The sequence below is a fragment of the Arthrobacter sp. Soil764 genome (assembly GCF_001428075.1).
In the GTDB taxonomy this organism is placed as follows: domain Bacteria; phylum Actinomycetota; class Actinomycetes; order Actinomycetales; family Micrococcaceae; genus Arthrobacter.
On the sequence record NZ_LMSI01000020.1, the window covers coordinates 617,665 to 630,263 of the forward strand.

The 12,599-nt window shown below is 65.8% G+C and carries 10 protein-coding genes and 2 pseudogenes; 4 read left to right on the top strand and 8 right to left on the bottom strand.

The genetic code is table 11. The features are described from left to right. Positions 1 to 77: 77 nt before the first annotated feature. Positions 78 to 815, top strand: a pseudogene (locus tag ASG86_RS14200) (DNA-processing protein DprA); the annotation flags it as partial. A 300-nt stretch (positions 816 to 1,115) separates the two neighbouring features. Here the strand turns inward: ASG86_RS14200 and ASG86_RS14205 are convergent. Both ASG86_RS14205 and ASG86_RS21040 read right to left on the bottom strand, forming a co-directional pair. Next, positions 1,116 to 3,344 (bottom strand): tyrosine-type recombinase/integrase, encoded by a 2,229-nt coding sequence (locus tag ASG86_RS14205; protein WP_056335413.1) that lies wholly within the window; start codon positions 3,342 to 3,344, stop codon positions 1,116 to 1,118. 197 nt (positions 3,345 to 3,541) lie between these two features. Next, positions 3,542 to 4,162 carry a tyrosine-type recombinase/integrase gene (locus ASG86_RS21040; RefSeq protein WP_235565181.1) on the bottom strand — a complete coding sequence of 207 codons (621 nt, stop codon included), beginning with the start codon at positions 4,160 to 4,162 and terminating at the stop codon, positions 3,542 to 3,544. Between the two features lie 663 nt (positions 4,163 to 4,825). Between ASG86_RS21040 and ASG86_RS14215 the strand changes: the two are divergent. The 3 genes and pseudogenes from ASG86_RS14215 to ASG86_RS14225 all read left to right on the top strand — a co-directional run. Then, a pseudogene (locus ASG86_RS14215) lies at positions 4,826 to 5,293 on the top strand (DNA-processing protein DprA); the annotation flags it as partial. Between the two features lie 46 nt (positions 5,294 to 5,339). After that, a complete protein-coding gene (locus tag ASG86_RS14220) occupies positions 5,340 to 6,266 on the top strand; it encodes a tyrosine recombinase XerC (protein WP_056335416.1) in 927 nt (308 codons plus the stop codon). Between the two features lie 239 nt (positions 6,267 to 6,505). Then, complete coding sequence (locus ASG86_RS14225; protein ID WP_056335420.1) at positions 6,506 to 7,009, top strand: DUF3145 domain-containing protein; 504 nt, start codon at positions 6,506 to 6,508, stop codon at positions 7,007 to 7,009. A 116-nt stretch (positions 7,010 to 7,125) separates the two neighbouring features. Here ASG86_RS14225 and ASG86_RS14230 read toward each other — a convergent pair whose 3' ends face one another. From ASG86_RS14230 to ASG86_RS14255, 6 genes are all read right to left on the bottom strand, one after another. Next, positions 7,126 to 8,361, bottom strand: coding sequence for a beta-ketoacyl-[acyl-carrier-protein] synthase family protein (locus ASG86_RS14230; RefSeq protein ID WP_056335422.1), 1,236 nt, complete (start codon positions 8,359 to 8,361; stop codon positions 7,126 to 7,128). A 177-nt stretch (positions 8,362 to 8,538) separates the two neighbouring features. Continuing rightward, entirely contained in the window at positions 8,539 to 8,784 is a 246-nt protein-coding gene (locus tag ASG86_RS14235; protein WP_056335424.1) for an acyl carrier protein, read from the bottom strand. A gap of 77 nt (positions 8,785 to 8,861) precedes the next feature. Then, positions 8,862 to 9,923 (bottom strand): beta-ketoacyl-ACP synthase III, encoded by a 1,062-nt coding sequence (locus ASG86_RS14240; protein WP_056335427.1) that lies wholly within the window; start codon positions 9,921 to 9,923, stop codon positions 8,862 to 8,864. Then, positions 9,920 to 10,849, bottom strand: a complete 930-nt coding sequence (locus tag ASG86_RS14245) for an ACP S-malonyltransferase (RefSeq protein ID WP_200946262.1) — start codon at positions 10,847 to 10,849, stop codon at positions 9,920 to 9,922. Before ASG86_RS14245 ends, ASG86_RS14240 begins: the two co-directional genes overlap by 4 nt. Positions 10,850 to 10,937: 88 nt before the next feature. Next, positions 10,938 to 12,182 (bottom strand): PucR family transcriptional regulator, encoded by a 1,245-nt coding sequence (locus ASG86_RS14250; RefSeq protein ID WP_056335436.1) that lies wholly within the window; start codon positions 12,180 to 12,182, stop codon positions 10,938 to 10,940. Positions 12,183 to 12,374: 192 nt separating this feature from the next. Next, the coding region (locus ASG86_RS14255; protein WP_156386189.1) for a hypothetical protein at positions 12,375 to 12,599 on the bottom strand (225 nt) is incomplete at its 5' end.

Sequence of the window (12,599 nt, forward strand, 5' to 3'; positions counted from 1 at the left end):
GGAGCGACGTGAAGGAAACGGGCGTGGATACGGAACAGTTTGTGGCGAAGGAACAGGTTGCGGTGACGGAACAAGGCATGACGAAGGCAACGGGCACCGATGCGGAGCGGCTGGCCCGCGCGGCCCTTTCACGGCTGATGGAGCCCCAGGACACCGCGGGACTGGCCCTCGTCCAGTTGGCAGGGGCAACCGAAGCCCTGCGCATTGCTACGGGGCAGGTGGCGGCAGGGCCTGACCTGGAGCGCGGGATGACGTCGCTGGTGGCTGACAGCGGCGCGGCCACCAGCTGGGCCGGACTTGCTGCCGCCTTAAAGCGCTGGCAGCCGCGCCTGCCCGACCTGGCGCCCGAACGCGACCTTGCCACCATGGCCCGGCTTGGTGGACGCCTCATCATTCCGGGCGACGAGCTGTGGCCCGCCCAACTGGCGGACCTGGGAATCCAGGAGCCCATCTGCCTCTGGTGGCGCGGCCAGGAACAACCGCTGCCGGGAGCGGAAAAATGCATCGCCCTGGTCGGATCCCGGGACAGCACCAGCTACGGGGCGGCAGTGACCGGGGACATGGCTTACTCGCTGGCGCAGAGGGGCTTCACAGTGGTCTCGGGCGGAGCCTACGGGATCGATGCGCATGCGCACAGGGCAGCGCTTGCCGGCGGGTCCTCAGCCGTCCCCACCATCGCCGTCATGGCCGGGGGAGTGGACCGGTTCTATCCATCCGGTAATGATGACCTGCTGCGCGCCGTGGCAAACCAGGGCGCGGTGCTGGCCGAGGTGCCGCCGGGTTCGGCTCCCACCCGCTACCGCTTCCTTATCCGGACTACTGAGGGTGGGCTTGATCCAGTACTTCTTCGACTGCCCAACCGAGAATTCGTAAGTCGAAGTCGTCCTGCTGGTTCAGGTCCTGGACGAAGGCGTCGAACTCGAGAAACGGGGCGTTACCGCCGTTGCCCCAGTACTTCAACCACAGATCGTGAAGGTAGCCCTCGTCCAGTTCAATGAGATGTCGTGCCGTGAGTCGTGGATCTTCCATGATGGGATCCCTCAATGCGGCCGGGCTCTTGGCGCGCGTTCGTTGTTTCGCGGTTGCCGCCACTGCCGGAGCTACTCCTCATGCTGTCACGTTCGATAGTCGAGGTCGAGGTCTGGGACTCCATTCTGGTCAGGGGTTCTTGTATTCCGGACTCTGGGAGTTCCGAGTTCGACGGTTCCTCCTTGGTGTTGGCTGCGCAGCTTATACATTTGCGCGAGTTTCATCTCGGCGCTGTTGAGGGTTACGCGCAGGCCTTCGACGTCTCCGAGCCAGCCGTGTTGCTTGGCCTCTCCGATGCGCTCCCGGAGGTTGTCGATGATGTCCTGGAGCCGGTCGATTTGGGTGGGGTCGGGGCGCAGGAGTGCGCAGCGCAGGCAGGCGTGTTCGTGTTGGCAGCCGGTGCCGTAGGCGCGCCCGCAGCTGCCGAGGCTGAGTTTGCGCTGGACGAAGTGGGCTTCGAATTCGTCCCATTCTACGGCAGTAGGTTCGCGGTATTCCTCGGTCGGCCGGGTGACGCGCCGCTTCTCTATGAAGGTGCGGTGGTGCCGGATGATGTCCTGGGGATAGATCGCCGCGTATCCCTGGGTTGTCGCCAGGCTGGCGTGCCCCATCAGGACTTGAACGATGTGGGGCGGCAGTCCGCTGGCCAAGGCTTCGGTCGCGAAGATGCGGCGGAAGTCGTGCGGGGTGAATCTGACCTGGGTTCCGCCGACCTTGATGTTTGCGCGCTCTGCCAGGTCATTGAGCAGGGCTGCGATGGTGGCCGTGGACATGACCCGGAGGGGCCCGGCCCCGTAGCGGCGGACAAACAGGTGAGGCATGGGTGAGCTGAGCACTTTCTCGCCCGGGTCCCAGCGCTGCGTCAAAGGCACGCTGCCCGTTTGCTGCTGGGTGACGCGGGAGAGCACCCGGTAGAGGATGTGCACCAGCTCGGGGCTGGCCACCATCAGACGCTCGGTGTCGGTCTTGCTTGGGGCGAAGTGCAGCAACGGAATGGTCTCACCGGTCGCCGGGAGCTTATAGGGCTGGATGCTCATGTGCACGAGTTCGAGGACTTCCTCGATCCGGGCACCGGTATGGCGAAGGGTCTCGACAAGGGCCCAGGTCCAGAAGGCGTTGTCCTCTTCGAAGGACAAGTCGCGGTCTTCGCCGTTGCGGCGTATCCGCACCGGCGCATCTTCACTGCGGCGAAAGACTTCCCACTCCCGGCCGTCCACGTCGATGCTGTTCCCGGCGCCCGCGGCGAGGGCGGCAGTCAGGGCTGCCTCCGCGACGCGCAGCGCCTGCTCGGCTGCCTCAACCATACGGGGCAACACCGGAGCCAGTTCGCGGGTGCGTTGCTGCATCGTCGCGGTGGTGGCGCGCCGCTGTTTGAGATAACCCCGGGTCTCTGCGTAAGTAATCGGGCTCGGGGCAGCCCACCGGGCCCAGTATGCGTCTTCGAGGGCCCACTGACTGATGTCGAGGTAGAACGCGCGGACCGCGTAGTAGATGCCGTGGTGGTTGCGGCGGGTGCTCCCGTCTGGATTCACTCGGCTCCTGGTCTTCCAGGCCTCGGCCTGCTGCTGGGTCAGCGCGAAGGAGCTTTGGTCTGGGTGGTGTTTCAGGATGTCCGCGAAGAAGACACCGGTCAGGTTCCTGGCCAGGCCAGAGAGCGAGGAGTAGTCCAGCGCGGCGGACCGGATCTGCAGGTAGTGGATGAGGGGTTCGCGGCAGGGCCCGGTAATTCCGGAGTAGTCGACCATTTCCTCAACGGTTCGTTGTCCGACCCGCCGCCGAGATGGCATGTCCTGGGATTCGTGGCTGATCCATCCCAGGCCGTGCAGGACGGGCCATATGGCGTTCAAACCGCTCCGGCTGAGATTGATCAGTCGTCCCGGCAGTTGCGTGCTGTGCTCCAGGATGTCTTCGGCTGTGAGTTGCCGGATCGACTTGCCGGTGTGAGCCTGGACGCGGCCAAGGGTGAGCAGCCCGTTGTTTGCCTGCACCGGGGAGACCTTCGCGTCTATCAGGGCTTGTTCGATTTTGGCGGTGTTGGCGGGATCCCGGAAACGGCTCAGTGCCTTCAAGAAGGCAAACCGCTGGCCGGCAAGCCAGCGGTGGGACGGACGGAAGACGTCCATCGCCAGTATCGGGCCCATCGCGGCGTTGAGCGCTTCGATCTCATTCTTGTTCTCCGCGTTCTTAGTAGCGGCCCCGTTGATCGTGGTCCGCCACGTGAGGGTGTCAGGCCCGGTTTGGCTTTCAAACAGCGTCCAGCGGTCCTGCCAGGTTTCACCCGGCAACTGATCCAGATGCCGCAGGATCCGCCGCATCCGTGCCCGGTGGCGCTCTGCTCTGGGCCAGTACCGACCACACTGCTCGAGCTGGTCAATGATGTCCTGAATGCTTGCCCGCGCCAGCGGACCATGGGGGATGTCCGACGGTGACGGCGGCTCTTGCTCCAGCGGCGGCAAAGGGGTGAGGTCGTTCCAGCTCCGCCGTCCGGTCTGGATGCTACGACCGGCCGCGGTCACTGGTTCCCCCAAAGCACGCTCAGCTCATCAGGGTTATAGCGTTGGCCTGCCGGTGCCGTGTTCTCGGCAACCGGGGACCTGGTGGTGATCTTGGTGCGGTAGTGCTCGATGACGTCGTCCATGTGCGGGGTGGAGTAAACCGTGGTCGTCTCCAGCGACTTGTGCCCCAGCAGTTCCTGGACCTCGTGAAGGCCCATGCCTCCTTCGAGAGCGCGGATCGCGAAGGTGTGCCGCAGGTCGTGCAGCGTCCAGTTCGCCCCCAGCGAACCGTTGCATCGCTTCAGAACTGCCCGCATGGCCTCATAGCCCAGGGGGCGTGGCTCGCCGCGCAGTGTCAGCCAGACCGGCTCATCTGCCCCGGCCACCCCGGCTTCCAGCTGGTAGAGCCGAAGCCAAACGAAGGCATCCGGTGCGGCAGGAAGCCACTGCAACTGACCGCCCTTGCGGTAAACACCGATCAGCTGATCACCGACGTTAATCCGGTCGCCCGTGAGTCCGAGCAGCTCGCTGGCCCGGGCGCCGCTGCTGACATAGAAGGCCACCAGCGCCCGGTCCCTGTTCGAGCGCAACCGCCGGAACAGGTCGTTGAACCGCTCGTCCGGGATCGACCGAGGCACCCTCCGCGCCTCCCGCTGACGCAACGGCTGACGCCGGACCAACGCAAAGTCCTGGCCAGGATCATGATGCGCGTGCGCACGGCCGCGGCGCAGGTCAAAGGGATTCACGACAGGGCCCCGGCCCTGCCGCAGCTGGTAAGCATAAAAGGCCTTGCAGACAGTCGTGGTGTGGTTGATCGTCGCCGGGGAGTAGCGCATCCCGGGATGCCTCTTGCCCGTAACCAAGTTCCTGCTCGGCCGACGCTCCGGCTCGCTGCGGTTCCCTACGAACTTCTCGACCTGACGGGCCCACAACACGAAGTCCCGCGCCTCAAGGGCGCTTGCCTGATCCCATCTGACCCCGACTGCCCACAAAAACCGAAGGAAACGGAGCAAAGACAAAGCATAGGTCCGCACCGTCTGAGGCGAGTAGTCGCTGGCGACAAGTTCAAGGAAGTAATCCGTCGCAGGAGCAAACTCCACACCCGACGCATCCAACACCACGAACCCCGGGACGCCAGGGCGGGCAGCGACCTGCCCAACCTCAGCAACGGCCAGGCCCTCCATCCTGCGCGGGGCAGAGACATGATTCGAAAGATCCACGACCAAAAGCATTCCGCCCAAGATCTCCTCAGGCACCTGCGACACGCGTCGTTAACCGTGCACTTAGTCCGGTAAATACTCCTCCAGCGGAACCGCCTGATTGCTGCCCTGGCCGGGGTCACGGTGGTGGTGGAGGCACGGTGGCGCTCCGGTGCACTCAACACGGCCCATCATGCCGAAACCCTGGGCCGTGCCGTGGGAGCCGTTCCCGGATCCGTCCACAGCGCCAATTCCGCCGGCTGTCACAGACTCCTCAGGGACGGGGGAGCCGTCTGCGTCACCGATGCCGCCGAAGTGGCCGAGCTGGCATCACCCAGCGGAGTTGAGTTGCCCGGCCATCGCACCACGGAGGCAGCAGTGCAGGACGGCCTGACTTTGGAGGACCTGATCCTGCTGGACGCGCTGCCGCTTCGCTCCACCACCTCCGTGGAAAAGCTCTCAGCCGTTGCCGGCCTTGGCCAGGACTCAGTACGTGCGGGACTTGGGAGGCTCGGGCTGCTGGGACTTGCAGTGTCGGAGCGCGGCGGCTGGAAGCGCGGCAAGCCATGACCGTGTCAACCGGCGGTACCGGCCGGGCAACTGGGAAAGTAGAGGAGTGGACAATGAAGAACTGCCAGGGGAACTGCACAAGGCGCTGGATGCGTTCGCCGGTTATCTGTCGGGGGAACGTGCGGTGTCCGCCCACACAAGGCGCGCGTACCTGGGCGACCTGCGCAGCCTCCTTGCCCATGCCGCCTCGGAAGGCGCCACAGGACTGGAGGACCTCGAACTCGGAACGTTCCGGCGGTGGCTTGGCAGCCAAAGTTCCGCAGGCGCCTCAAGGGCAACCCTTGCACGCAGGTCTGCCACGGCACGGGCCTTCACCAGCTGGGCCCTCCGCGAGGAACTCATCGACGCGGACCCGGCCCTCCGGCTGAAGGCACCCAAACGCGAAGGATCCCTGCCGGGGGTCCTCCAGGCATCGCAGCTCACACGCATCCTGGAGGGCCTGGAGAGGGCAGCCGGGGAGGGCGAACCGCTCGCTGTGCGAAACCGTGCCATCGTGGAACTCCTCTACGCCACAGGCGTCCGGGTAGGTGAACTCGCCGGACTGGATGTCGATGACCTGGACCCGGACCGCCGGACACTGCGGGTCATCGGCAAGGGCAACAAGGAACGCACTGTTCCGTTCGGAGTACCGGCAGCCGTGGCCGTCGATGACTGGCTCCGGCGGGGGCGCCCGGTCCTGGCCAAGGGCAGCAGCGGGCCCGCGCTCTTCCTGGGAGCACGCGGGGGACGGGTTGACCAGCGCCAGGTCCGTGCCCTGGTCAACGCACTGTTCGAGGCACTGGGTGATACTTCCGCATCCGGGCCTCACGCCCTGCGGCACTCGGCCGCCACACACCTGCTCGACGGCGGCGCGGACCTCCGCGCGGTACAGGAGATCCTGGGTCACAGCAGCGTGGCCACCACCCAGATCTACACACATGTCTCGGTTGACCGGCTCCGGAAAAGTTATCAGCAGGCCCATCCCCGGGCGTGATCGGCCCGGCGAATCGCACTGGCGTAATTCCATGGGGTACGGCACAATAAGAGTCACGTCCGGCAACTTTCAAGTGCGGCTTGAAGCTCACAAAGCTTCGAACCGCGCGGCGGGCCCGGACGCAGCTCAATCTGATACATCTGAATACAGGCAGGGAACCATCGCCGCAGTGCAGGCACGGCAGTTCCATCCAGGCAGAGGTCGTTGGGGAAGACGTACCTAGAGCTATGGAGGATGGAATGTCTGTTGCAATGACCCGCGGTGTGCTGTTCGTTCACTCGGCCCCTACCGCGCTGTGCCCCCACGTAGAGTGGGCAATCGGCGCCGTGGTGGACAAGCGGACGGACCTTGAGTGGACCCCGCAGCCCGCTGCGCCCGGAATGTTCCGGGCGGAGTTGTCCTGGACCGGAACCCCCGGCACGGGAGCAAAACTGGCGTCCTGCCTTCGTGGCTGGGCGCATCTCCGGTATGAGGTGACGGAAGAGCCCAGCCAGGGCGTGGATGGCGGCCGCTGGTCGCACACCCCCGAACTGGGAATCTTCCATGCCGTCACGGATGTCCACGGCAACATCATGGTGTCCGAAGACCGCATCCGGTACGCCTACGAATCAGGAGCCGGTGACCCAGCCGCCGTCTACCACGAGCTGTCCCTCGCTCTCGGTGAGGCCTGGGACGAAGAGCTCGAACCGTTCCGCCACGCTGCTGAAGGCGCTCCTGTCCGCTGGCTCCACCAGGTGGGCTGACCGCCGTCGTCCGTTCCCAGCGGGACGAAAACCACAACACCTCCATAGCGCAAAAGGAGGCCCCGCCACATGGCGGGGCCTCCTTTGCCATCCCGGGTGCTTCCCACGGGCAGGGTCTAGACGCTGCGGATGGCCACGACGGCGTTGTGGCCGCCGAAACCGAACGAGTTGCTCAGCGCCACGATGCTCCCGGCAGGGAGATCGCGGGCGGAGGTGACCACGTCGAGCGGGATCTCCGGGTCCTGGTTTTCAAGGTTGATGGTGACCGGTGCCTTGCGCTCATGGACGGCCAGCACGGTGAGGACGGCTTCAACCGCACCGGAAGCGCCCAGGAGGTGGCCCATCTGGGACTTGGTGGCAGAGACCGCCACGTTGTCCACGTGCGCGCCCAGCGCGGCTCGCAGGGCCGTGTATTCTGGCTTGTCGCCCACGGGGGTGGACGTGGCGTGCGCGTTGACGTGCACCACGTCCTCAGCCTGGATCCGGCCGTCGAACATGGCCGCCTTCAGGGCGCGGGTGGCGCCAAGCCCCTCGGGGTCCGGGGCGGTGATGTGGTAGGCGTCGGCAGTAACGGACGTACCGGCGAGTTCGGCGTAAATGCGGGCTCCGCGGGCCAGGGCGTGTTCCTCGGCCTCGAGGACCAGGGCCCCGGCGCCTTCACCCATGACGAAGCCGTCACGGGCGGTGTCGTACGGGCGTGAGGCACCCTGGGGGTCGTCATTGCGGCGGGACAGTGCCTGCATGGAAGCAAATGCGGCCAGCGGCATGGGGTGGATGGCGGCTTCAGCGCCGCCGCACATCACCACGTCTGCCTTGCCGGAGCGGATGAGTTCCAGGCCCAGGTGCATGGCTTCGGTGCCTGAGGCGCAGGCGGAAACCGGGGTATGGGCGCCGGCGCGGGCGCCGAGGTCCAGGCTTACCGCCGCGGCAACACCGTTGGGCATGAGCATGGGGACGGTCATGGGAAGGACCCGGCGGGGGCCCTTTTCCTTCAGGGTGTCCCAGGCGTCCAGCAATGTCCAGACGCCGCCGATGCCGGTGGCAAAGGCAACAGCCAGCCGGTCCTGGTCGAACTCGGTGATGCCGGAGTCGGCCCAGGCTTCACGGGCAGCGATGACGCCGAATTGGGTGGAGGGGTCCATCCGCTTGGCCTCAACGCGGCTGAGGACCTCAAGGGCCGGTGTGCTGCAGCGGGCGGCGAAGTGGACGGGGAGTTCGTACTTGGCTACCCAGTCGTCCTCCAGGGTGCGGGCACCGGAGACCCCTTTGAGGGCGTTGTTCCACATTGTGGGCACGTCGCCGCCGATGGGCGTGGTGGCACCCAGACCGGTAATGACTACTTTGCGTGTCATGGGATCACTCTTTCGTCGGTGGGGGTATCCGCCTGCGGCTGCCGCAGGGTCCCGCACAGTTTGTTGATCGGCCAGTCCCGGTTGGGGGTGCTGGGCCGGATAAATGCGGCGGGCTGCCGGTCCGGTCAATCCGGACCGGCAGCCCCGCCAAGCCGTAAGACGGCGAAAAGCCTGTGGCTAGGCCTGTGCTCCGGAGATGAAGCTGACAGCGTCGCCAACGGTCTTGAGGTTCTTGACCTCTTCGTCAGGGATGCGAACGCCGAACTTTTCCTCGGCGTTGACCACGATGGTCATCATGGAGATGGAGTCGATGTCCAGGTCCTCGGTGAAGGACTTGTCCAGCTCGACGGCCTCCGGGGCCAGGCCGGTTTCCTCGTTGACGATTTCAGCCAAGCCGGCCAGGATCTCTTCGTTGCTAGCCATTGGTGGCTCCTTTTCTTGTATTGCCGGCAGGGGCTGCCGGAAACGGTCAGGGACGCGGTTGCGGCCCTTGGGCGTATCTAGGGAAGGACAATTACCTGCGCGCCGAAGACCAGCCCGGCACCGAAACCGATCTGCAGGGCCAGCCCGCCGCTCAGTTCCGGGTTCTCCTGCAGGAGCCGGTGCGTTGCCAGCGGGATGGAGGCAGCGGAGGTGTTGCCGGCTTCGGCAATGTCCCGTGCCACTGTAACCGTCTCGGGCAGCTTCAGCTTCTTCACCATCTCGTCGATGATGCGCATGTTGGCCTGGTGGGGGATGAAGGCAACCAGGTCTTCAGCCTCGATGCCGGCAGCGTCGAGTGCCTGCTGGGCCACCTTGGCCATTTCCCACACGGCCCAGCGGAACACTGTCTGGCCGTCCTGCCGGAGCGTGGGGTACAGCTCCTGGGCCTCTTCCAGGAGGGCCAGGTCCCCGGTGGAGTCGGACTGCCGGGCGGCCAGGCCGAGGTCGCGGACGTCAAGCAGGGAGCGGGTCATGCCGATGGCATCCCACTTGCTGCCGTCGGAGCCCCACACGGACGGGGCGATGCCCGGGGTGTCGGAGGGGCCGATAACGACGGCACCGGCACCGTCCCCGAGCAGGAAGGAGATGGTGCGCTCCCGGTTGTCGATGACGTCGGAAAGCTTTTCGGCACCAACCACCAGGACGTACTTTGCGGTGCCGGAACGGACCAGGGCGTCGGCCTGTGCAATTCCGTAGCAGTAACCGGCGCAGGCGGCGGAAATATCAAAGGCAGGAGCGGGCGTGGCGCCGATCCTGTCGGCCAGGCTGGCAGCGGCGGAAGGGGTGGCGTACGGGTGGGTCACGGTGGAAACAATGACCGCGCCGAGCTCTGAGGCCTCGATACCGGCCTTCGCCATGGCTTCCCGGGCAGCGCCCTCTGCCATGTCGATGACGCTGACGTCGGCAGACGCGCGGTGGCGGGTGACGATGCCGGTCCGCTGGCGGATCCACTCATCCGAGGAATCGATCCACTGGCAGACATCCTCATTCGTGACGATGACGTCGGGCCGGTACGCACCCAGCCCGAGGATGCGGCTGTGCTCCTGGATCGAAGCCTGTTTCAGCGTGGGAACGCTCATGCGTTGCCCTCCAGTTCTGCAAAGAGTGCCAGTGCGGCGGAGAGATCATCGGGGGTCTTGACCGCGACGGTCTTGACGCCGGGCATGCCGCTCTTGGCCAGCCCGGCCAGCGTGCCGGCGGGGGCGAGTTCAATCACGCCGGTAACACCACGGTTGACCATGGTTTCCATGCAGAGGTCCCACCGGACCGGCCGGGACACCTGGGCGATCAGGCTTTCGACGGCGGCATCACCGTCGGTGACTTCACCGCCGTCGAAATTCGACAGCAGGGGCACCTTGGGCGCCACCGGGTTCAGCTGCGGCTTCAGTTTCTCCAGCGCACTGACCGCGGGCGACATGTGGCTTGTGTGGAAGGCGCCGGCCACCTTGAGCGGGATGACGCGGGCCTTGGCGGGCGGGTTGTCGGCCAGGGCCTTCAACTGGTCAAAGGTGCCGGCCGCGACTGTCTGCCCGGCACCATTGACATTGGCAGGGGCGGCGCCGGCGGCCTCGATGGCGACCAGCACCTCGGCGGGGTCGCCGCCCACGACGGCGCTCATGCCGGTGGGAGTGACGGCAGCCGCGGCAGCCATGCTGTTGGCACGCTCGCGGACGAAGGTCATGGCTTCCTGCTCCGTCAGCACTCCGGCAAGGGCGGACGCAGTAATTTCACCCACGGAGTGGCCCGCGAGGATCACGGGCAGGGAGTTGAGTTCGACGTCGAAGAGGGAAGCGGCGGTGACCAGGCCCGCGGCAACGATCAGGGGCTGCGCCACGGCAGTGTCCTTGATGGTTTCCTCATCGGAGGTGGTCCCATGGGCTATCAGGTCGATGCCTGCGATGTCGCTCAGGGCGGCCAGCTGGCCTGCCACCGAGGGAAGTTCCAGCCAGGGGGCCAGAAAACCCGGGGTCTGTGAGCCCTGTCCAGGGCAGACTATTGCAAGCACGTAACCAGCTTTCCAAATTACTGTGTGATCCAGCGGTGTTTCACCGCACGAAGCTCACGGGGTCAGGTTGTAGGAAGTCTACAATGCCTCACGGCTGGTTACGGGACGCCTGCCGCTCCGTGGCGGCCTTCGGCGGGGCCGAGAGGCGGCCCACCACCAGCGCGGCCTGAAGCACGAATGCCTCCCTCGGCAGCAGCGGGTCCCAACCTGTGACGTCGCAGACCCGCTTCAACCGGTACCGCACGGTGTTGGCGTGGACGAAGAGTTCCCGCGCCGTGGCCTCAAGCGAATGTCCCAGTTCCAAGTAGGTTCCCAGCGTTTCCACCAGGCCGTTGGATGCCGCCAGGAGCGGCCGGTAAATGTTCTTCACGAGCGATCGGCGCGCCGCGTCATCACCGGAAATAACCCGTTCCGGCAGCAGGTCGTCGGCGGCCACCGGCCGCGGGGCGGAGGGCCAGGCGCGGGCCGCCGTCAATCCGGCAAAGGCTGATTGCGCAGAACTGCTGGCTTCCAGCAGCGAACTGGCTTCGGCCCCATACACCACGGGGCCGGGGGCGAACATGTCGCTCAGCTTCACATACGCCGTTTCGCGGTCCTGCACGCCGCCAAGGATGAGGATCAGACGGTCGCCCTGGATGCCCACCAGTGCATCCTCCGCGTAGCGCCCGGCCATACGCCTCAGCTCGCTGACATAGCTGGCGCTGGGTTCGGACGGCGAGTTCCCCACCATCACCGTGAAGCGTTCCTGTGCCTTCCAGCCAAGCGCTGCGATGCGTGAGCGCAGGGCGTCCGTGTTTTCGCCCCGCAGGATCGCGTCAACAATCAGTGCCTCCAGGCGGGTATCCCAGGAACCGCGGGACTCGGCAGCGCGTGCATACACGTCCGCCGCGGCAAAGGCGACTTCCCGCGAGTACCGCAGGACGGCCTCGCGCAGGGATGGTTGGTCGGCTTCGGGCGCGATGACCGGTACCTGGTCTTCCACCACTTCCACCACGATCCTGATCAGCTGCAACGCCTTCTGAAGGCTGATCGAACGGGTCAGCTCCGTTGGCGCCGTCCCAAAAACATCCGTGAGGATCCACGACGGCGAGCTTGGCCGCTCGTACCAGGTCACGAAGGCCGCGATGCCGTTCTGCGCCACCATGCCCAGTGCCGACCGCTCATCAGCGCTGAGCCGGCTGTACCAGGGAAGCGACTGCTCCAGCTTCCGCATGGTGCTGGTGGAGAGCTGGCCGACGTTTGCGCGGAGCTGCTTGAGGGTTTCGGACTTCTCCGGCGTCACCTTTGGCGGGGTCGGTTTCCGCTTGGCAGACGCGCTGGCTGGTGCTGGCATTCTTTGAGCATACGGCCACGGCCGCGCAAGCTCCATTTGTGCGAAGGCTACAATCCGCCTTGTCGCGGATCACAACCGGTCCTGCCCCTTCGGTGCCACCCGTCCCGGACAGGACGACGGCGGCCCCCACCGGATGGATGGGGGCCGCCGTCGAGTAATGCTGCTGCTGGATCCGCTCTACAGGCCGAAGGCCTAGGCTTCGCCTCCGGCATTGCCGGTGGTGCCGGCGTTGACGTTGAGCAGCTTGTACTTCTCGATCGCCTTGACCGGGGCATCGACGTCCACCTCGCCGCGGCGCGCCAGCATTTCAAGGGCGCGCACCACGATGGAGTGGGTGTCGTTTTTGAAGTAGCGGCGGGCTGCTGCGCGGGTGTCGGAGAAGCCGAAGCCGTCGGCGCCGAGGGTGGCGAATTCGTT

Excerpts from the sequence above, each read along its gene's own strand:
- ASG86_RS14205 (WP_056335413.1), bottom strand. The coding sequence starts at position 3,344 with ATGCGGCGGATCCTGCGGCATCTGGATCAGTTGCCGGGTGAAACCTGG.
- ASG86_RS14225 (WP_056335420.1), top strand. The coding sequence starts at position 6,506 with ATGTCTGTTGCAATGACCCGCGGTGTGCTGTTCGTTCACTCGGCCCCT.
- ASG86_RS14230 (WP_056335422.1), bottom strand. The coding sequence starts at position 8,361 with ATGACACGCAAAGTAGTCATTACCGGTCTGGGTGCCACCACGCCCATC.
- ASG86_RS14235 (WP_056335424.1), bottom strand. The coding sequence starts at position 8,784 with ATGGCTAGCAACGAAGAGATCCTGGCCGGCTTGGCTGAAATCGTCAAC.
- ASG86_RS14240 (WP_056335427.1), bottom strand. The coding sequence starts at position 9,923 with ATGAGCGTTCCCACGCTGAAACAGGCTTCGATCCAGGAGCACAGCCGC.
- ASG86_RS14250 (WP_056335436.1), bottom strand. The coding sequence starts at position 12,182 with ATGCCAGCACCAGCCAGCGCGTCTGCCAAGCGGAAACCGACCCCGCCA.